Source organism: Burkholderia sp. MSMB1835, assembly GCF_001526365.1.
Lineage (GTDB): Bacteria > Pseudomonadota > Gammaproteobacteria > Burkholderiales > Burkholderiaceae > Burkholderia.
Window position 1 is genome coordinate 244699 of the sequence record NZ_LOYP01000025.1, and the last position, 19529, is coordinate 264227.

The window sequence follows — 19529 nt, forward strand, 5'->3', positions numbered from 1 at the left end:
ATTCCCATGTTGAAAGGCAACCTCGCCGGACTGATGAAGCAAGCGCAGCAAATGCAGGAAAACATGAAGAAGATGCAGGAGCAGCTTGCGCTCATCGAAGTCGAAGGGCAGTCGGGCGCCGGCCTCGTCAAGGTGACGATGACGTGCCGCAACGAAGTGCGCCGCGTGTCGATCGACCCGAGCCTGCTCGCGGACGACAAGGACATGCTCGAGGATCTCGTCGCCGCTGCGTTCAACGACGCGGTGCGCAAGGCCGAAGCAACGTCGCAGGAAAAGATGAGCGGGATGACGTCGGGCCTGCCGCTGCCCCCGGGCTTCAAGCTGCCGTTCTGAGCGCGGCGTCCTTGTCACTGTTTGCCGCCGTATGAAACAGCCGTCCGCCTTGTCCGCGCTCGTCGAAGCATTGCGCGTGCTGCCCGGCGTCGGGCCGAAATCCGCGCAGCGCATGGCGGTTCACCTGATGCAGCACGACCGTGAGGGCGCCGAGCGGCTCGGCCGCTCCCTGCTGTTCGCGACCGAGCACCTGCAGCACTGCGAGAAGTGCAACACGTTCACCGAAGCGCGGATCTGCGAGGTCTGCAGCGACGAGGAGCGTGATCCGACGCTGCTGTGCGTCGTCGAGACGCCTGCCGACCAGATCATGCTCGAGCAGACGATGACCTACCGCGGGCTGTATTTCGTGCTGATGGGGCGACTGAGCCCGCTCGACGGAATCGGCCCGAAGGAAATCCATTTCGACCGCCTCGTGCGGCGCGCGTCCGACGGCGTCGTCAAGGAGGTCGTGCTCGCGACCAACTTCACGAACGAAGGCGAAGCCACCGCCCACTACCTCGGCCAGACGCTCAAGGCGCGCGGGCTGGCGGTCACGCGCCTCGCGCGCGGCGTGCCGGTGGGCGGCGAGCTCGAGTACGTCGACGCGGGCACCATCGCCCGCGCGATGCTCGACCGCCGCACGATGTAAGCCGGGCGCCGCCTGCCGGCGGCGCCGTTCCTCATGCCAGGGAGACACATGAGCGTCAGCCAGGGCCCGCTCGCGGGCGTCAAAGTGCTCGAATTCGGAACGCTGATCGCGGGGCCGTTCGCGTCGCGGCTGTTCGCGGAATTCGGCGCGGAAGTGATCAAGATCGAGGATCCGAACGGCGGCGACCCGCTGCGCAAGTGGCGCAAACTCCATCCGGAGCAGGGCGGCACGTCGCTGTGGTGGTCGGTCCAGGCGCGCAACAAGAAATCGGTCACGCTCAATCTGAAAGCCGACGCCGGCAAGGCGATCGCGCGGCAGCTCGCGAGCGAGGCCGACATCGTGATCGAGAACTTCCGTCCGGGCCTGCTCGAAAAGCTCGGGCTCGGCTACGACGTGCTGTCGGCCGACAACCCGGGCCTCGTGATGGTGCGCCTGTCCGGCTACGGGCAGACGGGCCCGTACCGCGATCGGCCCGGCTTCGGCGCGATCGCCGAATCGATGGGCGGGCTGCGCCACATCACCGGCTATCCGGATCTGCCGCCGCCGCGCATCGGCATCTCGATCGGCGATTCGATCGCCGCGCTGCACGGCGTGATCGGTGCGCTGATGGCGCTCCATCACCGCAAGGTCAACGGCGGCGCGGGGCAGGTGGTCGACGTTGCACTGTATGAAGCCGTCTTCAACATGATGGAAAGCGTGGTGCCCGAGTACGGCGTGTACGGGATGGTGCGCGAGCGCACCGGCGCGTCGCTGCCGGGCATCGTGCCGTCGAATACGTATGCATGCCGCGACGGCAGCATCGTGATCGGCGGCAACAGCGATCCGATCTTCAAGCGGCTGATGAAGGCGATCGAGCGCGACGACCTCGCCGACGATCCCGCGCTCGCGCAAAACGACGGGCGCGTGCCGCGCACGCAGGAAATCGACGACGCGATCGCCGCGTGGCTCGCGCCGCGCACGATCGACGAGGCGCTCGCCGTGCTCAACGCGGCCGACGTGCCGGCCGGGCGCATCTACAGCGCCGCCGACATGTTCACCGATCCGCAGTTCGTCGCGCGCCAGATGATCCAGCATTTCAAGCTGGCCGACGGCACCGACATCCCGCTGCCGAACATCACGCCGAAGCTGTCGGACACGCCGGGCGAAACGCGCTGGCTCGGGCCCGCGCTCGGCGAGCACACCGACGAGGTGCTGCGCGGCCTCGGCTACGACGAGCAGGCGATTGCCGCACTGCGCGAGGCGGGCGCGATCTGAGCGCAACCGGTCTGGCGCTTCGCGCCGGGCTGCTCGGCGATGGTATCCGCGAGGCGATTTTCTCCGGGCGGAAAAGCCGGCGGCCCGGCGTTTTCCCCGGTGCGCAGAACGCCGCCGCGCAGTGCGGCGGCGCATCGCGCGCCCATGCGTATACCCGCCCGTCCACGGTGGCCGGACTGTCGCTCTCGCGCCATCTTTCCTCGGTTACAATCGCCGGATGCGAATCCTACTCAGCAACGACGACGGCTATCTCGCCCCCGGTCTCGCCGCGCTCAGCGAAGCGTTGCAGCCGCTGGCCGAGCTTACGGTGATCGCGCCCGAGCAGAACTGCAGCGGCGCGTCGAATTCCCTCACGTTGTCGCGGCCGCTGTCGGTGCAGCGCGCAGCGGGTACGGGTTTCTTCTACGTGAACGGCACGCCGACCGATTCGGTGCACGTCGCGCTGACCGGGATGGCCGATGCGAGGCCGGATATCGTCGTGTCGGGCATCAACAACGGCCAGAACATGGGCGAAGACACGCTCTATTCGGGGACGGTTGCAGCCGCCACCGAAGGCATCATGTTCGGTGTGCCGGCCATCGCGTTCTCGCTGGTCGACAAGGGCTGGGCCCATCTGGCCGACGCCGCGCGCGTCGCCGCGGAAATCGTCGCGCACTACCTCGCGCACCCGTTGCCCGGCCAGCCGCTGCTGAACGTCAATATTCCGAACCTGCCGTACGACCAACTGAAGGGCTGGCAAGTCACGCGCCTCGGCAAGCGTCATCCGTCGCAGCCGGTGATTCGCCAGACCGACCCGCGCGGCGAGCCGATTTACTGGATCGGCGCCGCGGGCGAGGCGCTGGACGCCAGCGAGGGCACCGATTTCCATGCCGTCGCAAACGGTTTCGTGTCGATCACGCCGCTGCAGCTCGATCTCACGCATACGCAGATGCTGCCCGCGACGCGCGAATGGGCGCGCGCCGGAGGGCGGGCTTCATGAGCGGCGAGCGCGCGAAGCGGTTCCCGCTCGCGCTCGAAGATCTCAAGCGAGCGCCACGCAAGTCGGAAGGTCGGGCCGGTGAACGTCAGGCGGCGGGCGCGATGTCGAAGGCCGCCGACAAACCCGCGGCCGTGCTGAAACCGGTTGCGGTGAAGCCGGCCGCCGTGCGGGCGCCGCTGCCGGGTGCCGCCGCCGCGAAGCCGGCGACCGCACCGAAGCCGACCGTGCTGAAGCCGGCGCTGCCGAAGCCGGCTGCGCCGAGCGTCGCGCCGGCCGGCGCGTTCGCGCTCACGTCGGAACGTGTGCGCGAGCGGATGGTCGAACGCCTGCGCGCGAACGGCGTGACCGATGCGCGCGTGCTGGACGCGATGGCCGCGGTGCCGCGCCACATGTTCGTCGATCCCGGCCTCGCGACGCAGGCCTACGAGGATTCGGCGCTGCCGATCGGCCACCAGCAGACCATTTCAAAGCCGTCGGTCGTCGCTCGCATGATCGAGCTCGCGATGGCCGGCCGCACGCTCGAGCGCGTGCTCGAGATCGGCACCGGTTGCGGCTATCAGGCCGCCGTGCTGAGCCACGTGGCACACGACGTGTATTCGATTGAACGCATCAAGCCGCTTTACGAGCGCGCGAAGCTGAACCTGCGGCCGTTGCGCGTGCCGAACATCCGTCTGCACTACGGCGACGGGCGTGTCGGCCTGCCGTCCGCGGCCCCGTTCGACGCGATCGTGATCGCGGCCGCGGGGCTCGATGTGCCGCAGGCGCTGCTCGAGCAGCTCGCGATCGGCGGGCGGCTCGTCGCGCCGGTCGGCGCGCAGAGCGGGCAGCACCAGGTGCTCACGCTCGTCGAGCGCGTCGCGCACGCGCAATGGCGAGAGTCCCGGCTTGATCGCGTTTTCTTTGTCCCTTTAAAATCCGGAGTGATTTGAAACCGATGAGTATGTTGCGCGCGATGCAAAACAACCGATCCAGGGAACCGCTCACGCTCGCCCAGCGCGCGATCTGTGTGGCTGCGTTCTCCACGTTACTGGCCGCCTGTGCGACGCGGCTCGACAACGCGCCCGTCGTCGACCGCTCCGGGTCGCTCGGCACGACCGCCGCCGCACAGCCCGCGGTGCCGCTCGGCCCGCCGCCGCCGGGCTTCTACCGCGTAAAGCCGGGTGACACGCTGTACCGGATTGCACTCGAGAACGGGCAGAACTATCGCGACATCGCGTCGTGGAACAATCTGGCGAACCCGAACCAGATCGAAGTCGACCAGTTGCTGCGCGTGGCGCCGCCGGGCGGCGCTGCGGTCGCGGGCGTACCGGCCACCGCGCCGATCGTCGGCGGTGCGGTCGCGACTGCACCGCTGAGCAGCGGTCCGGCCACGCCGGCCGCAGGCACGTCGTCCGCACTCGCCGCGACGCCGCCGGCTGCGGCCACTGGCTCGAGCGATACGGCGGCCGCGCCGAGCGGCCCCGTGACGTTCGCATGGCCCGCGCGCGGCCCCGTGCTGAACGGGTTCGACGATGCGAAGAACAAGGGTGTCAATATCGGCGGGACGGCCGGCGAGGCCGTGAAGGCGGCGGCAGACGGCCGCGTCGTTTACTCCGGCAACGGTCTGCGCGGCTACGGCAACCTCATTATCATCAAACACGATGCAACTTACCTCACGGCGTATGCACACAATCGCGCTTTGATGGTAAAAGAGGGGGACGCGGTAACGAAGGGGCAGAAGATCGCCGAGATGGGTAACAGCGATGCCGACCGCGTGATGCTGCATTTCGAGGTTCGCCGACAGGGTAAGCCTGTCGATCCGCTGAAGTATTTGCCGCCTCAATAACCGAGACGACCATGCCGAAATCGAAGCGCCACGAGCCGCAAGCCGAGTCTGAGAAGATCAGTCGTGCCACGCAAGCATCGGTGGGGCGAGTAGCTGCTTCGACGGACGACGAAGACGACGTCGCGGAAAACGAACGTGAGCTCGAGGTACGCGACGGCGAAGCGGACGGTGGCGACGACGAACGCGAAGGCCGCCCGGAAGCGGCGCCCGACGTCGACGATTTCCGCACGCTGCTGCAGGCCGAGCTCACGGCCGATACGATCCAGCATTACCTGAACCGCATCAGCGTGAAGCCGTTGCTGACCGTCGAGGAAGAGCAGCGCTATTCGCGCCTCGCGAAGGCCGGCGAATTCGAGGCGCGGCAGGTGATGATCGAGCGCAACCTGCGTCTCGTCGTCAGTATCGCGAAGGGGTATCTGAACCGCGGCGTGCCGCTGCTCGACCTGATCGAGGAAGGCAACCTCGGCCTCATGCACGCGATCGAGAAATTCGACCCGACACGCGGTTTCCGTTTCTCGACCTACGCGACGTGGTGGATCCGGCAGAGCATCGAGCGCGCGATCATGAACCAGGCGCGCACGGTGCGCCTGCCCGTGCACGTGATCCGCGAACTGAATCAGGTGCTGCGCGCGAAGCGCCACCTCGAAAAGAATTCGATGTCGACGGGCGAGGCGGCCGAGCGCCGCGAAGCCAGCATCGACGACATCGCTTATCTCACCGGCAAGACCGCCGAGGAAGTCACCGATATCCTCGCACTCAACGAACACACGGCGTCGCTCGACGCGCCGCTCGACCTCGATCCCGCGAGCAGCCTGCTCGACCTGCTGCCCGACGACCAGAGCCAGTCGCCCGACGCGGAGGTGCAGCACCGCGAGCTCGAAACGTTGACGCGCGCATGGCTGTCACGGCTGTCCGACAAGCACCGGCACGTGATCGAGCGCCGCTTCGGGCTGAACCACATCGAACCGGCGACGCTCGAGGAACTGGCCGACGAGATGGGGCTCACGCGCGAGCGCGTGCGGCAGATCCAGCAGGAAGCGCTGGTGCGCCTCAAGCGGTTCTTCGCCTCCAACGGCGTGCGCAAGGACGCCGTTCTGTAACCGATGACTCCGATTCTCGTTTTTGACATCGAGACGATTCCCGATGTCGACGGCATTCGCCGTCTGGAAGACCTGCCCGCGACGCTCGACGATGCCGCGGTGGCCGAACACGCATTCGCCGCGCGCCGCGAGAAGACCGGCAGCGATTTCCTGCCGCACCATCTGCAGCGGATCGCGGCGATCTCGTGCGTGTTCCGCGACAACAACGGTTTTCGCGTGCGCTCCCTCGGGACGCCGCAGGACGGCGAAGCCGCGCTGATCCAGTCGTTCTACCGCGTGATCGAGAAATACACGCCGCAGCTCGTGTCGTGGAACGGCGGCGGTTTCGATCTGCCGGTCCTGCATTACCGCGCGCTCGTGCACGGCATTCCCGCCACCCGCTACTGGGATCTCGGCGAGGACGACCGCGAATTCAAGTGGAACAACTACATCTCGCGCTATCACTCGCGGCATACCGACCTGATGGATGTGCTCGCGATGTATCAGGCGCGCGCCAACGCGCCGCTCGATGCGCTCGCGAAGCTGTGCGGCTTTCCGGGCAAGCTCGGGATGGACGGCAGCCAGGTGTGGCCGGCGTTCCAGGACGGGCGGATCGACGAAATCCGCAACTATTGCGAAACCGACGTCGTCAACACCTACCTGCTGTATTGCCGGTTCCAGTTGATGCGCGGCGGCCTGACGCCGAGCGAGTACGCGGACGAGATCCTGCTCGTGAAGAACGCGCTTGCGCAGGAGCCGGCCGCGCACTGGGTCGAATACCTGGCGGGCTTCGACGCATAGCGCGGGCTGCTCGTGCCCGCCACCGGCGCGATCAGGCCAGTTCGAGCAGCACTGGCTGGTGATCGGACGCACGTACGTCGCCGTCGATCTCGCAGCCGACGACGCGCGGCAACAGCGTGTCGGTCACGAACACGAAATCGCACGCGAGTGGTCCATCCGACCATTGCGCCGTATCGTAGACGCCGGCCGTCGGCGGCGGCGTGCGACCGGGATGCCGTGCGACCCACGCGTCGACGAAACCCGGCGCGTCGGCAATCGGCTCCAGGAAGCGCCGGTGCGCCTCGCCGTCGAATGCACTGTTGAAATCGCCGCAGACGATCGCATCGCGCGGTTGCCCGGTCGCGCTGAAAGGCCCCTCGGCGGTTTCGGCGGGAGCGGGGTGGTTCGCGTGCGCGCAAGCCTCGCGATGCCGGTCGCGCAACGCATCGACCTGCGCGAGCCGCTGGCGCGCCGAGTAATACTCCAGATGCGTGGTGACCACGCGCAACGGCCCGAAGGGTGCCTGCAACTCGATGTCGAGCGCGACGCGCGGCATCGACGGCGCGCCGGCGTCGGCCGGCCACGGCAGCGATTGGCGCAGCACGCGCCCGACCGGCAGCCGCGTCGCGATTGCATTGCCGAACTGGCGGCGCGGCGCGCCCGGCCGGACGGCCGGCAGGTCGGCGCCGATGGCGTCGACGATCGTATAGCCGGGCAGCAGCGCCGCGAGTTCGGCGAACTGGTCGGTGCGTGGCCGGCCGGGCAGTGCGTCGAAGCCGCGCGTGACTTCCTGCAGGCACAGCACGTCGAAATCGCCGAGCTGGCGGATGGCCGCGACGGTACGGGAAAGATCGACGACGCCGTCCGCGTCCCGACCCCATTGGATGTTCCAGTCGATCAATCGCATGGTCGAATCTCCTGTTGGGCGGCGTGTCGGGGCTTGGGCGTTGCCCCGGCCGATTTGCGGCTCGGCTCGCCGCACGTCGTGCATCACGCAGCCGCATTGCAAGGCGGCGCGGCCGCACCACAGGCCATCTGTGCGCAAGTTCGACGCCTGCCTCATCCAAAGCGCGCGGCGGGGGCCTTCGTCGTCTACAATCTCGCCTTCTTCAACGTTTGTCAGGAAAAGCTGGTGTCCGAAGCCGTCCCCACTTCTGCGCGCAAATCGAAAAACGCGCCCGTCGCGCCCGGGCCCGCCCCGGTTCTCGAGATCGAATCGCTCGACATGGAAGCGCGCGGTGTCGGCCGCACGATGACCGAGGACGGTCAGCCGGGCAAGGTGATCTTCGTCGAAGGCGCACTGCCGGGCGAGCGCGTGACCTATTCGAGCTATCGCCGCAAGCCGAGCTACGAACAGGCGACGGTAGTCGACATTCTGCGCCCGAGTGTGCTGCGCACGCAGCCGAAGTGCACATTCTTCGGCACCTGCGGCGGCTGCTCGATGCAGCATCTCGACATGCGCGCGCAGGTGGCGGTCAAGCAGCGCGTGCTCGAAGACAATTTGTGGCATCTGGCGAAGCTGCGTGCGGAAACGATGTTCGCGCCGATCCACGGTCCGTCGTGGGGCTATCGCTACCGGGCGCGCCTGACCGTGCGCAACGTGGCGAAGAAGGGCGGCGTGCTGGTCGGCTTCCACGAGAAGAAGAGCAGCTACGTCGCCGACATGACGAGCTGCGAAGTGCTGCCGCCGCACGTGTCGGCAATGCTCGTGCCGCTGCGCCGGCTCGTCGAAGGGCTGTCGATTCGCGACCGGATGCCGCAGATCGAACTCGCGGTCGGCTCGTCGGTCACCGCGCTCGTGCTGCGCGTGCTGGAGCCGATCAACGCGGATGACGAAGCACTGCTGCGCGCGTTTGCGGACGAGCACAACGTGCAGTTCTGGCTGCAGCCGAAGGGCCCCGACACGGTGACGCCGTTCTATCCGCTCGACGTGTCGCTCGATTACACGCTGCCGGAATTCGGCATCCGCATGCCGTTCAAGCCGACCGACTTCACGCAGGTCAACCACCAGATCAACCGCGTGCTGGTGGGGCGGGCGCTGCGCCTGCTCGCGCCGTCGCGCGACGATCGCGTGCTCGACCTGTTCTGCGGGATCGGCAATTTCACGCTGCCGCTGGCGCGCCTGTCGCGCGAGGTGATGGGCATCGAAGGCAGCGAAACGCTGACGACGCGCGCGCTCGCGAATGCGCGCGAGAACGGCGTCGACGGCCACACGACGTTCGCGTGCCGCAACCTGTTCGAAGTGACGGGCGATGACCTGCGCGCGCTCGGCGCCTTCGACAAGTTCCTGATCGACCCACCGCGCGAAGGCGCGCTCGCGGTATCGAAGGCGCTGGCCGAGATCGCGCAGAGTGGCGCGGGCCCGCTGCCGAAGCGCATCGTCTACGTGTCGTGCAACCCGTCGACGCTCGCGCGCGATGCGGGCCTGCTCGTGCACGAGGCCGGTTACCGGCTGAAGGGCGCCGGGGTCGTGAACATGTTCCCGAATACGTCGCACGTCGAATCGATCGCGCTGTTCGAGCGCGACTGAGCCGGGCGGCGGACGTAAAAAAACCGGCCCTCGGGCCGGTTTTTTCATGGTGCGCCGCGAACGTCAGTTGCGGTTGCCGCCGAAGATGCCGAGCAGCGCGAGCAGGTTCGTGAACACGTTGTACAGGTCGAGGTAGATCGCGAGCGTGGCCGAGATGTAGTTCGTCTCGCCGCCGTTCACGACGCGCTGGACGTCGAACAGCATGTAGGCCGAGAAGATCGCGATCGCGAGCACCGACACGGTGAGCATCAGCGCCGGCAGTTGCAGGAAGATGTTCGCGACCGACGCCAGCAGGATCACGATCACGCCCATGAACAGCCATTTGCCGAGCCCGGAGAAGTCGCGCTTGCTGACGGTGGCGATCGTCGCCATCGCGGCGAAGATGATGCCGGTGCCGCCGAACGCGAGCATGATCAGCGACGGGCCGTTCGAGAAGCCGAGGATGAAGCTCAGCAGCCGCGACAGCATCAGGCCCATGAAGAACGTGAAGCCGAGCAGCACGAACACGCCGGCCGCGCTGTTCTTGGTCCGCTCGATCGCGAACATGAAGCCGAACGCGATCGCGAAGAACGCGAGCAGGCTCATCATCGGGCTCGTGGCCGCGAACAGCGAGAAGCCCGTCGCGACGCCGACCCAGGCGCCCAGCACGGTCGGCACCATCGACAGCGCGAGCAGCCAGTACGTGTTCCGCAGCACGCGGTTGCGCACCGCGGCGGTGCTGACGGAACCGCCGCGGCCGAAATTGTACGGATAGTCGTTCATGGTTTCTCCTAACATTGAACGCGTGGGCGTCCGGGGCCGGTTCGGCGCGCGGGATGTGCGGCGCAGCAAACCGGGGCAGCTATGGCTAAGATACGTTCCGTGCCGCGAGGTTTCAATGGCTCGACGGCACAAAACATATGGATTCTGAACCTTTCATTCGTGTAAGGGTTCAATCGCAATGATACACGGGATCGTGCTACAATAGCGGATTCATTTGAACCTGTAACTTCTTAATTTTTTGGAGTTTTTATGGCAATCGAGCGCACCCTGTCGATCATCAAGCCGGATGCGGTGGCAAAGAACGTGATCGGCCAGATCTACAGCCGTTTCGAAGGCGCCGGCCTGAAGATCGTCGCATCGCGCATGGCGCACCTGTCGCGTGCCGACGCAGAGAAGTTCTACGCAGTTCACGCAGCGCGTCCGTTTTTCAAGGACCTCGTCGATTTCATGATCTCGGGCCCGGTGATGATCCAGGTTCTGGAAGGTGAAGGCGCGATCCTGAAGAACCGCGACCTGATGGGCGCAACGGATCCGAAGAAGGCGGAAAAGGGCACGATCCGCGCCGACTTCGCCGACAGCATCGACGCGAACGCCGTGCACGGCTCGGACGCTGCGGAAACGGCAGCGGTCGAAATCGCGTTCTTCTTCCCGGAAATGAACGTTTACTCGCGTTAAGCCCTGGCTGACAGCAAGTAGGCAGGATTCAGCGCACGCGGCAAGGCAGCACATCATGACGAGCGAAACTTCCGTCAATCTTCTCGACTTCGACGCCGAGGGTCTTGTCGCGTACTGCGGCAGCCTGGGCGAGAAGCCGTTCCGCGCCAAGCAGTTGCAGCGCTGGATCCACCAGTACAACGCCGGCGATTTCGACGGCATGACCGATCTCGCGAAGTCCCTGAGGGAGAAGCTCAAGGGCCGCGCATCGATCGTGATGCCGGACATCGTCAGCGATCACGTTTCCACCGACGGCACGCGCAAGTGGCTGATCGACGTCGGAAACGGCAATGCGGTCGAAACCGTGTTCATCCCGGAAGAGACGCGCGGCACGCTGTGCGTGTCGTCGCAGGCCGGGTGCGCGGTGAACTGCCGCTTCTGCTCGACGGGCAAGCAGGGCTTCTCCCGCAACCTGTCGACAGCCGAAATCATCGGCCAGCTCCGGATGGCCGAATTTGCATTGCGAGCGTCGCTGGGTCGCGCGCCCGGTCCGAACGGCAAGGCCGAACGGGTCGTGACCAACGTGGTGATGATGGGCATGGGCGAGCCGCTCCTGAATTACAGCGCGGTCGTGCCCGCGATGCGGTTGATGCTCGACGACAACGCGTACGGCCTGTCGCGCCGTCGCGTCACGCTGTCGACGTCCGGCGTGGTGCCGATGATGGACCGCCTCGGCGCCGAGTTGCCGGTCGCGCTGGCCGTTTCGCTGCATGCGCCGAACGATGCGCTGCGCGACGAGCTGGTGCCGCTCAACAAGAAGTATCCGCTTCGCGAGCTGATGGCTGCGTGCCAGCGCTATCTGCAAGTCGCGCCGCGCGACTTCATCACGTTCGAATACTGCATGCTCGACGGCGTCAACGACACCGAAGCGCATGCGCGCGAACTGCTGGCCGTCACGCGCGACGTGCCGTGCAAGTTCAACCTGATCCCGTTCAATCCGTTTCCGGAATCGGGCCTCATCCGCTCGAAGCCGGAGCAGATCAAGCGCTTCGCGCAGATCCTCATCGACGCGGGTGTCGTCACGACCGTGCGCAAGACGCGCGGCGACGACATCGACGCCGCGTGCGGGCAACTGGCCGGCGCGGTGAAGGATCGTACGCGCCTTGCGGAACGCACGGGTGCAGCAGGAAAAATCATCGAAGTTCGGGCAGTTTGACGGGGGCGCCTGGCCGGGGTGCCCGAACCCTTTGGCGGTGCAACACGCGAATAGCGATCGGTCGCGGCGCCTCGGCGCCGCGCATGGTATGAACCGTTGCGGATGCCGGCCGGCGGGAGCCGGCGGCAGCCGCCAGTGAAGAAGAATCGACGCGAGGACAAGGATGAGTGAGCCGCAGCCGTCTAACGGCGCAGAGACGAATGCCGCGAAGCCGGCACCGGCGGGACTGGAATCGCTGGCGGCGGTCGGCAGCCGGCTGGCGCAGCTTCGGGAGGCGAAGGGCTGGTCGGTCGACGACGTGTCGGCGCGACTCAAGGTCGCACCGCAAAAGCTCCGGGCGCTCGAGGCCGGCGACATCAGCCATTTGCCCGGCGTGACGTTCGCGCTCGGGGTCGTGCGCAGCTACGCGAAGATGCTCGGCGTCGATCCGGAACCGTTCGCGCAGGCGTTGCGCCGCGAGCGCGGGGTGCCGGAAGTCGACCTGTCGATGCCTGCGTCGTCGGGCACGGATCTGCCGCGCGGCCGCGTGTCGATTCCGCTGGGCGGCTCGTCGCGCCACCATCCGTGGCTGTGGGGAACGGGGATCGTCATCGTCGCGGTGGTCGCCGTACTGATGTGGCACACTGGCGGCGATTCGTCGAGTCTGCTCGCACGCCTGAAGGGCGGCGACGCCGAACATGCGTCGGCCGCGAGCGCGGCGGCGGCATCGTCGTCTGCCGAAGAAGCGGCTGCGAATGGCGCATCGGCGGCGGTTGCGAATGAGGTTCCGTCCCCGGCTGCTGCATCGGTTGCCCCGGCGCAGTCGATCGCGTCGGCCGTCCCGGCGCCCGCGGCCCCGGTCGCGACGGCTGCCGCATCGCAGCCCGTGGCGGCAACGGCGGCGGCCAGCACGGCGGCGCCGGCCCAGCCGGCGAGCGTCGCGGTGGCGGCAGGCCAGTCGATGGTCGAACTGAAGGTCAAGCAGGATTGCTGGTTCAGCGTGCGCGACAAGAACGGCAAGGAGCTGTTCTCGGCGCTGGTGCGCGCCGGCGAAACGAAGCAGGTTGCCGGTGACGGGCCGTTCAAGGTCACGATCGGCAACAAGGCCGGTCTCGACACGGTTGCGTTCGACGGAAAACCGGTCGATCCGGCAAAATATTCGGCAGCGCGGGGTAACGTGGCGCGGTTCACGTTGCCCTGACGTCAAGCGCCGTGGCGAAGGCTTGCCGTCGATATCGGCAGGCCGTGAGGGCACGGCGCTTTTTCAATTCATGCGCCGTGTCGCGGCGCATTCCGCGTAAATGGATCTATCGATGCAATCCGAAGCTCAATCCCCACGCAGCAGTCAGATTTGTTCAACCGAACCGGTGTTCGGCGGGCATCAGCCGCGCCGTGTATCGCATGCGGTGGATGTCCGCTGGGGCGGGCAACTCGTGACGATCGGCGGCGACGCGCCGGTGCGCGTGCAGTCGATGACGAATACCGACACGGCCGATGCGATCGGCACGGCGATCCAGATCAAGGAACTCGCGAACGCGGGCTCCGAACTGGTGCGTATCACGGTCAACACGCCCGAAGCCGCGGCCGCCGTGCCGGCGATTCGCGAGCAACTCGACCGGATGGGCGTGACCGTGCCGCTCGTCGGCGATTTCCACTACAACGGCCACCTGCTGCTGCGCGATTACCCGGGCTGCGCGGAGTCGCTGTCGAAGTACCGGATCAACCCCGGTAACGTCGGTCAGGGCGCAAAGCGCGACACGCAGTTCGCGCAGATGATCGAGGCCGCGGCGAAGTACGACAAGCCGGTGCGGATCGGCGTGAACTGGGGCAGCCTCGACCAGGACCTGCTCGCGCGCATGATGGACGAGAACGGCGCGCGCGCGCAGCCGTGGGACGCGCAGAGCGTGATGTACGAGGCGCTGATCCAGTCGGCGATCGGCTCGGCCGAACGCGCGGTGGAGCTGGGCCTCGGCCGCGACCGCATCGTGCTGTCGTGCAAGGTCAGCGGCGTGCAGGACCTGATCGCCGTGTACCGCGAACTCGGCCGCCGCTGCGGCTTCGCGCTGCACCTCGGGCTGACCGAGGCCGGCATGGGCTCGAAGGGGATCGTCGCGTCGACGGCGGCGCTCGGCGTGCTGCTGCAGGAAGGGATCGGCGACACGATCCGCATCTCGCTGACGCCGGAGCCGGGCGCGTCGCGCACGGGCGAAGTGATCGTCGGCCAGGAAATCCTCCAGACGATGGGCCTGCGCTCGTTCGCGCCGATGGTGATCGCGTGCCCGGGCTGTGGCCGCACGACGAGCACGCTGTTCCAGGAACTCGCGATGCAGATCCAGACCTACCTGCGCGAGCAGATGCCGGTCTGGCGCAAGGAATATCCGGGCGTCGAGAAGATGAACGTCGCGGTGATGGGCTGCATCGTCAACGGCCCGGGCGAATCGAAGCACGCGAACATCGGCATCAGCCTGCCGGGGTCGGGCGAGAACCCGGCCGCGCCCGTCTTCATCGACGGCGAGAAGGTCAAGACGCTGCGCGGCGAGCGGATCGCCGAGGAATTCCAGCAGATCGTCAGCGACTACGTCGCACGCAATTACGGCCGCGCCGAGGCCCTGAACTAATTCGTCCACACACACGAACGATGACTGAACAGAAACGCAAGATCGAGAAGCTCACCGGCGTCAAAGGCATGAACGACATCCTTCCGCAGGATGCCGGCCTGTGGGAATTCTTCGAAGCTACCGTGAAATCGCTGCTGCGCGCGTACGGCTACCAGAACATCCGCACGCCGATCGTCGAACATACGCAGCTCTTCACGCGCGGCATCGGCGAAGTCACCGACATCGTCGAGAAGGAGATGTACAGCTTCACCGACGCGCTGAACGGCGAGAACCTGACGATGCGCCCGGAAAACACCGCGGCGGTCGTGCGCGCATCGATCGAGCACAACATGCTGTACGACGGTCCGAAGCGTCTGTGGTACATCGGCCCGATGTTCCGTCACGAGCGTCCGCAGCGCGGCCGCTATCGCCAGTTTCACCAGGTCGGCGTCGAGGCGCTCGGCTTTGCGGGTCCCGATGCGGATGCCGAGATCATCATGATGTGCCAGCGCCTGTGGGACGACCTCGGCCTGACCGGCATCAAGCTCGAGATCAATTCGCTCGGCCTTGCCGAGGAGCGCGCCGCGCACCGCGTCGAGCTGATCAAGTACCTCGAGCAGTTCGCCGACGTGCTCGACGAGGACGCAAAGCGCCGCCTGTACACGAACCCGCTGCGCGTGCTCGACACGAAGAATCCCGCGCTGCAGGAAATCGCGCAGAACGCGCCGAAGCTGATCGACTTCCTCGGCGACGAATCGCGCGCGCACTTCGAAGGGCTGCAGCGCCTGCTGCTCGCGAACAACATTCCGTTCAAGATCAACCCGCGTCTCGTGCGCGGTCTCGATTACTACAACCTGACCGTGTTCGAATGGGTGACCGACAAGCTCGGCGCGCAGGGCACGGTCGCGGCCGGCGGCCGCTACGATCCGCTGATCGAGCAGCTCGGCGGCAAGCCGACCGCCGCGTGCGGCTGGGCGATGGGCATCGAGCGCATCCTCGAGCTGTTGAAGGAAGAGGATCTGGCGCCCGAGCAGGAAGGCGTCGACGTGTATGTGGTGCATCAGGGCGAAACCGCGCGCGAACAGGCGTTCATCGCGGCCGAACGCCTGCGCGACACGGGTCTCGACGTGATCTTCCACTGCAGCGCCGACGGCGCGCCGGCGAGCTTCAAGTCGCAGATGAAGCGGGCCGATGCAAGCGGCGCCGCGTTCGCGGTGATCTTCGGCGAAGAAGAGGTCGCGAACGGCACGGTGGGCGTGAAAGCGTTGCGCGGCGCGGGTGCGGAAGGGGAAAAGAACGTTCAGCAGACCGTACCGGTCGAAAGCTTGACCGAATTCCTAATCAATGCGATGGTTGCATCCGCCGAAGACGGCGACGACTGATCGCGCTCGCATTCGCTCGACAAGAAAAGCCTGAACAGGAAGGAATCGCTCGCCGATGAGTTATCACGACGAACAAGAATCGATTGAAAATCTCAAGGCGTGGTGGGCCCGCTGGGGCAACCTCACCACGTGGATCGTGCTCGCGGCGCTCGTCGTCGCGGCCGGTTTCAACGGCTGGAACTACTGGCAGCGCCGTCAGGCTGCCGAGGCGTCCGGGCTGTACGAGCAAGTCCAGAAGGCTGCCGCCGCGAACGACAAGGCAACGATGGCCCGCGCGGCTGCCGACATGGAAGACAAGTTCGGCAGCACGCCGTATGCGCAGATGACGGCGCTCGCGGCCGCGAAGACGCTGTATGCGGCCGGCGATGCGGCAGGCGCGAAGGCGCAACTGCAATGGGCCGTCGATCATGCCAAGGACGACGAGTACAAGCAGATCGCGAAGCTGCGCCTCGCGTCGCTGCTGCTCGACGAGAAGGCGTACGATGCAGGCCTCGCGCTGCTCTCGGGTACGCCGGTCGATGCATTCAAGGGCCTCGTGGCCGATCGTCGCGGCGATCTGCTGGCCGCGCAAGGCAAGACCGACGACGCGCGCGCGGCTTACAAGCTCGCGCTCGACGGCCTGTCGAAGGACGACCAGTCCGCGCGCCAGCTCGTGCAGTTCAAGCTGGACGCGCTCGGCGGCTGAATCCCGGTCCCCTCAACCTCTTAACTCTGCTTCGCTAACCGATGAATTTGCTGAAACGTTACGCTGTGCCCGTTGCCTGCGCGGCGGCTGTCCTCGCTCTGGCGGCTTGCTCGTCGTCGAAGGACGCGCGCCGCGTGCCGACGCCGCTCACCGAGTTCAAGCCTGTCCTGGACGTGCAACAGGTCTGGAAGGCGAGCGTCGGCAAGGGCGGACGCTACCTGTTCTCGCCGGTGGCCGTGGGCGACGCCGTTTATGCGGCGGGCGAAAACGGTTCGGTCGAGAAGATCGACGCGAAGACGGGCCAGACGCTCTGGCGCTCGAAGGTCGGTTCGGACCTGTCGGCCGGTGTCGGCAGCGATGGCAACCTGACCGCGGTCGGCGCGTTGAAGGGCGGCGTGTTCGTGCTGGGCCCGGACGGCAAGCAGCTGTGGAAGACCAGCGTGCAGGGCGAGATCTTCTCGCCGCCGCTCGTCGGTAACGGTCTCGTGATCGTCCGCACGATCGACGGCCAGGTGATCGCGTTCAACGCGCAGACGGGCGAGCAGAAGTGGGCCTACCGCAACCGTGCGGTGCCGCTGAACCTGCGCGTGTCGGCCGGCATGACGTTCGCGGGCGACGCGGCCGTGCTGGCGGGCTTCCCGGGCGGCGGGCTGGTCGCGATCAACCTGCAGACGGGCGAGCCGTTCTGGCAGACCCCGGTGTCGTTCCCGAAGGGCGTGACCGAGGTCGAGCGCATCAACGACGTCAGCGGTCCGCCGACGCTCGTGGGGGCGGAAGCCTGCGCGGTGACGTTCCAGGGTCAGCTCGGCTGCTTCGATGCGAACTCGGGCCGTCCGCTGTGGGAAAAGCCGTTTTCGAGCCGCAGCGGCCTCGCGCAGGACGATTCGGTGGTCGCCGGCGGCGACGACTGGTCGGTCGTCACCGCATACGACGCGGCCACGGGCAACCAGCTCTGGCGCAACGACAAGCTGAAGAGCCGCGACGTCGGCGTGCCGTATCTGCTCGGGCATGCGGTCGTGATGGGCGATTACAAGGGCTTCGTGCACTTCCTGTCGCGCGAGGACGGCAGTTTCATCGCGCGGATGAAGACCGACGGCAGTGCGATTACGGCGGCGCCGGTCCTCGCGGGCAATACGCTCGTCGTGCAGACGAAGGACGGCGGCCTGTACGGGTTCCGTCCGCGCTGACACGCAGGAAACCGGCGTGGCCGCGGCGTGGCGGGCAGGGCCCGCGCGCCGCGGCCGCGCGACTTGACGGCGGCCGGTGTTCCCGGCCGCTCGGTATTTGAAAGGCAGTTCGAGACGAAAGACGACGGCGCGCAACGCGCGCCGGGCGCGCGCATCCGGCGCGGCGCGAATTCGTGATATTTTCATTCAGCGCAGCCGCCCGCAGCAGCGGGCCTCCCGCTGCTGCGCTTCACCGTAGAAAACACAGATGAAACCGGTCATTGCCCTCGTTGGGCGCCCCAATGTGGGGAAATCCACGCTGTTCAACCGGCTCACGCGCTCGCGCGATGCGCTGGTCGCCGACTTGCCGGGCCTCACGCGCGATCGCCATTACGGCGAAGGGCGCGTCGGCGCGCGGCCGTACCTGGTCGTCGATACCGGCGGCTTCGAGCCCGTCGCGAAGGACGGCATCCTGCACGAGATGGCGCGCCAGACGCGGCAGGCCGTCGAGGAAGCCGACGTCGTCGTGTTCATCGTCGACGGCCGCAACGGGCTCGCGCCGCAGGACAAGTCGATCGCCGACTACCTGCGCAAGACCGGCCGGCCGATTTTCCTGGTCGTCAACAAGGCCGAGGGGATGAAGTACACGGCGGTCGCGACGGATTTCTACGAGCTCGGGCTCGGCGATCCGCGCGCGATCTCGGCCGCGCACGGCGACGGCGTGACCGACATGATCAACGAGGCGCTCGAAGTCGCGTACGCGGGCCAGCCCGAGGAAGCGGACGAGGACGATCCGTCGCGCGGCATCAAGATCGCGATCGTCGGCCGTCCGAACGTCGGCAAGTCGACGCTCGTCAACGCATTGATCGGCGAAGACCGCGTGATCGCATTCGACATGCCGGGCACGACGCGCGATTCGATCTACGTCGACTTCGAGCGTAACGGCAAGAAATACACGCTGATCGACACGGCGGGCCTGCGGCGCCGCGGCAAGGTGTTCGAGGCGATCGAGAAGTTCTCGGTCGTGAAGACGCTGCAATCGATTTCCGACGCGAACGTCGTCATTCTTCTGCTGGATGCGCAGCAGGACATTTCCGACCAGGACGCGCACATCGCCGGCTTCGTCGTCGAGCAGGGCCGCGCGCTCGTGATCGGCGTCAACAAGTGGGATGGCCTCGACGACCACGCGCGCGACCGCGCGAAAGCGGATTTGACCCGCAAGCTGAAATTCCTCGACTTCGCGAAATCGCACTTCATTTCCGCCGCGAAGAAGACGGGTATCGGCGCGCTGATGCGCTCGGTCGACGACGCCTACGCGGCGGCGATGTCGAAGCTGCCGACGCCGAAGCTCACGCGCGCGCTGATCGAGGCCGTCGAATTCCAGCAGCCGCGCCGTCGCGGCCCGGTGCGTCCGAAGCTGCGCTACGCGCACCAGGGCGGCCAGAATCCGCCGATCATCGTGATCCACGGCAACGCGCTCGACGCGGTGACGGAAACCTACAAGCGCTACCTCGAAAACCGATTCCGCGAAACTTTCTCGCTGACCGGGACTCCATTGCGCATAGAGTTCCGTTCGTCGAACAACCCGTACGCGGACAAGGGCTGAAGCATGTCCCGCAACGGCTAGGCCGCATGGCCTATGCCCGGGCGGGGCAGGCAAAATCGGCTATAGTGTAGCGA

General features: G+C 66.6%; 19 protein-coding genes. 17 read left to right on the forward strand and 2 right to left on the reverse strand.

Going from position 1 to position 19529, the window contains the following annotated elements; all coding sequences use genetic code 11:
* The first annotated feature begins 6 nt into the window (after positions 1-6).
* The 8 genes from WS96_RS11770 to WS96_RS11805 all read left to right on the forward strand — a co-directional run bounded on the left by WS96_RS11770 (position 7) and on the right by WS96_RS11805 (position 6899).
* Entirely contained in the window at positions 7-333 is a 327-nt protein-coding gene (locus WS96_RS11770; protein WP_006482124.1) for a YbaB/EbfC family nucleoid-associated protein, read from the forward strand.
* 31 nt (positions 334-364) lie between these two features.
* Entirely contained in the window at positions 365-961 is a 597-nt protein-coding gene (gene recR, locus WS96_RS11775; RefSeq protein WP_034207452.1) for a recombination mediator RecR, read from the forward strand.
* 48 nt (positions 962-1009) lie between these two features.
* Entirely contained in the window at positions 1010-2215 is a 1206-nt protein-coding gene (locus WS96_RS11780; protein WP_059832659.1) for a CaiB/BaiF CoA transferase family protein, read from the forward strand.
* Positions 2216-2432: 217 nt separating this feature from the next.
* Entirely contained in the window at positions 2433-3194 is a 762-nt protein-coding gene (gene surE / locus WS96_RS11785; RefSeq protein ID WP_034207450.1) for a 5'/3'-nucleotidase SurE, read from the forward strand.
* The gene (locus WS96_RS11790; RefSeq protein WP_059832694.1) at positions 3191-4123 is read left to right on the forward strand and encodes a protein-L-isoaspartate(D-aspartate) O-methyltransferase; all 933 of its coding nucleotides are present in this window, start codon (positions 3191-3193) and stop codon (positions 4121-4123) included. Before surE ends, WS96_RS11790 begins: the two co-directional genes overlap by 4 nt.
* A 5-nt stretch (positions 4124-4128) precedes the next feature.
* The gene (locus WS96_RS11795; RefSeq protein ID WP_059832661.1) at positions 4129-5019 is read left to right on the forward strand and encodes a peptidoglycan DD-metalloendopeptidase family protein; all 891 of its coding nucleotides are present in this window, start codon (positions 4129-4131) and stop codon (positions 5017-5019) included.
* 11 nt (positions 5020-5030) lie between these two features.
* On the forward strand, positions 5031-6119 hold the full coding sequence (rpoS, locus tag WS96_RS11800) for an RNA polymerase sigma factor RpoS (RefSeq protein ID WP_034207448.1): 1089 nt from the start codon (positions 5031-5033) through the stop codon (positions 6117-6119).
* A 3-nt stretch (positions 6120-6122) separates the two neighbouring features.
* Positions 6123-6899 (forward strand): 3'-5' exonuclease, encoded by a 777-nt coding sequence (locus WS96_RS11805; protein WP_059832663.1) that lies wholly within the window; start codon positions 6123-6125, stop codon positions 6897-6899.
* 31 nt (positions 6900-6930) lie between these two features.
* Here WS96_RS11805 and WS96_RS11810 read toward each other — a convergent pair whose 3' ends face one another.
* Positions 6931-7785, reverse strand: a complete 855-nt coding sequence (locus WS96_RS11810) for an endonuclease/exonuclease/phosphatase family protein (RefSeq protein WP_059832666.1) — start codon at positions 7783-7785, stop codon at positions 6931-6933.
* Positions 7786-8103: 318 nt separating this feature from the next.
* On the opposite strand from WS96_RS11810, the gene rlmD reads away from it, so the two are divergent.
* Positions 8104-9408 (forward strand): 23S rRNA (uracil(1939)-C(5))-methyltransferase RlmD, encoded by a 1305-nt coding sequence (gene rlmD / locus WS96_RS11815; RefSeq protein WP_306454033.1) that lies wholly within the window; start codon positions 8104-8106, stop codon positions 9406-9408.
* A gap of 63 nt (positions 9409-9471) precedes the next feature.
* Here the strand turns inward: rlmD and WS96_RS11820 are convergent, their stop codons facing one another.
* Positions 9472-10170, reverse strand: a complete 699-nt coding sequence (locus tag WS96_RS11820) for a Bax inhibitor-1/YccA family protein (RefSeq protein WP_034207445.1) — start codon at positions 10168-10170, stop codon at positions 9472-9474.
* A 249-nt stretch (positions 10171-10419) separates the two neighbouring features.
* Here WS96_RS11820 and ndk point away from each other — a divergent pair, with 249 nt between their 5' ends.
* The 8 genes from ndk (at position 10420) to der (ending at position 19455) form a co-directional block, all read left to right on the forward strand.
* Positions 10420-10845, forward strand: a complete 426-nt coding sequence (gene ndk / locus WS96_RS11825) for a nucleoside-diphosphate kinase (protein WP_006478674.1) — start codon at positions 10420-10422, stop codon at positions 10843-10845.
* Between the two features lie 55 nt (positions 10846-10900).
* On the forward strand, positions 10901-12040 hold the full coding sequence (rlmN, locus tag WS96_RS11830) for a 23S rRNA (adenine(2503)-C(2))-methyltransferase RlmN (RefSeq protein WP_059832668.1): 1140 nt from the start codon (positions 10901-10903) through the stop codon (positions 12038-12040).
* Positions 12041-12203: 163 nt separating this feature from the next.
* Positions 12204-13220 (forward strand): helix-turn-helix domain-containing protein, encoded by a 1017-nt coding sequence (locus tag WS96_RS11835; RefSeq protein ID WP_059832670.1) that lies wholly within the window; start codon positions 12204-12206, stop codon positions 13218-13220.
* Between the two features lie 112 nt (positions 13221-13332).
* Complete coding sequence (ispG, locus tag WS96_RS11840) at positions 13333-14637, forward strand: flavodoxin-dependent (E)-4-hydroxy-3-methylbut-2-enyl-diphosphate synthase (RefSeq protein ID WP_059832699.1); 1305 nt, start codon at positions 13333-13335, stop codon at positions 14635-14637.
* A 20-nt stretch (positions 14638-14657) separates the two neighbouring features.
* Positions 14658-15998, forward strand: coding sequence for a histidine--tRNA ligase (gene hisS, locus WS96_RS11845; protein WP_034207440.1), 1341 nt, complete (start codon positions 14658-14660; stop codon positions 15996-15998).
* Between the two features lie 55 nt (positions 15999-16053).
* Positions 16054-16683, forward strand: coding sequence for a tetratricopeptide repeat protein (locus tag WS96_RS11850; RefSeq protein ID WP_059504921.1), 630 nt, complete (start codon positions 16054-16056; stop codon positions 16681-16683).
* Positions 16684-16724: 41 nt separating this feature from the next.
* Complete coding sequence (gene bamB, locus WS96_RS11855; protein ID WP_034207438.1) at positions 16725-17870, forward strand: outer membrane protein assembly factor BamB; 1146 nt, start codon at positions 16725-16727, stop codon at positions 17868-17870.
* A 247-nt stretch (positions 17871-18117) separates the two neighbouring features.
* Positions 18118-19455, forward strand: coding sequence for a ribosome biogenesis GTPase Der (gene der, locus WS96_RS11860; protein ID WP_052100298.1), 1338 nt, complete (start codon positions 18118-18120; stop codon positions 19453-19455).
* Positions 19456-19529: the final 74 nt, after the last annotated feature.

Excerpts from the sequence above, each read along its gene's own strand:
- WS96_RS11770 (WP_006482124.1), top strand. The coding sequence starts at position 7 with ATGTTGAAAGGCAACCTCGCCGGACTGATGAAGCAAGCGCAGCAAATG.
- recR (WP_034207452.1), top strand. The coding sequence starts at position 365 with ATGAAACAGCCGTCCGCCTTGTCCGCGCTCGTCGAAGCATTGCGCGTG.
- WS96_RS11780 (WP_059832659.1), top strand. The coding sequence starts at position 1,010 with ATGAGCGTCAGCCAGGGCCCGCTCGCGGGCGTCAAAGTGCTCGAATTC.
- surE (WP_034207450.1), top strand. The coding sequence starts at position 2,433 with ATGCGAATCCTACTCAGCAACGACGACGGCTATCTCGCCCCCGGTCTC.
- WS96_RS11790 (WP_059832694.1), top strand. The coding sequence starts at position 3,191 with ATGAGCGGCGAGCGCGCGAAGCGGTTCCCGCTCGCGCTCGAAGATCTC.
- WS96_RS11795 (WP_059832661.1), top strand. The coding sequence starts at position 4,129 with ATGAGTATGTTGCGCGCGATGCAAAACAACCGATCCAGGGAACCGCTC.
- rpoS (WP_034207448.1), top strand. The coding sequence starts at position 5,031 with ATGCCGAAATCGAAGCGCCACGAGCCGCAAGCCGAGTCTGAGAAGATC.
- WS96_RS11805 (WP_059832663.1), top strand. The coding sequence starts at position 6,123 with ATGACTCCGATTCTCGTTTTTGACATCGAGACGATTCCCGATGTCGAC.
- WS96_RS11810 (WP_059832666.1), bottom strand. The coding sequence starts at position 7,785 with ATGCGATTGATCGACTGGAACATCCAATGGGGTCGGGACGCGGACGGC.
- rlmD (WP_306454033.1), top strand. The coding sequence starts at position 8,104 with ATGGAAGCGCGCGGTGTCGGCCGCACGATGACCGAGGACGGTCAGCCG.
- WS96_RS11820 (WP_034207445.1), bottom strand. The coding sequence starts at position 10,170 with ATGAACGACTATCCGTACAATTTCGGCCGCGGCGGTTCCGTCAGCACC.
- ndk (WP_006478674.1), top strand. The coding sequence starts at position 10,420 with ATGGCAATCGAGCGCACCCTGTCGATCATCAAGCCGGATGCGGTGGCA.
- rlmN (WP_059832668.1), top strand. The coding sequence starts at position 10,901 with ATGACGAGCGAAACTTCCGTCAATCTTCTCGACTTCGACGCCGAGGGT.
- WS96_RS11835 (WP_059832670.1), top strand. The coding sequence starts at position 12,204 with ATGAGTGAGCCGCAGCCGTCTAACGGCGCAGAGACGAATGCCGCGAAG.
- ispG (WP_059832699.1), top strand. The coding sequence starts at position 13,333 with ATGCAATCCGAAGCTCAATCCCCACGCAGCAGTCAGATTTGTTCAACC.
- hisS (WP_034207440.1), top strand. The coding sequence starts at position 14,658 with ATGACTGAACAGAAACGCAAGATCGAGAAGCTCACCGGCGTCAAAGGC.
- WS96_RS11850 (WP_059504921.1), top strand. The coding sequence starts at position 16,054 with ATGAGTTATCACGACGAACAAGAATCGATTGAAAATCTCAAGGCGTGG.
- bamB (WP_034207438.1), top strand. The coding sequence starts at position 16,725 with ATGAATTTGCTGAAACGTTACGCTGTGCCCGTTGCCTGCGCGGCGGCT.
- der (WP_052100298.1), top strand. The coding sequence starts at position 18,118 with ATGAAACCGGTCATTGCCCTCGTTGGGCGCCCCAATGTGGGGAAATCC.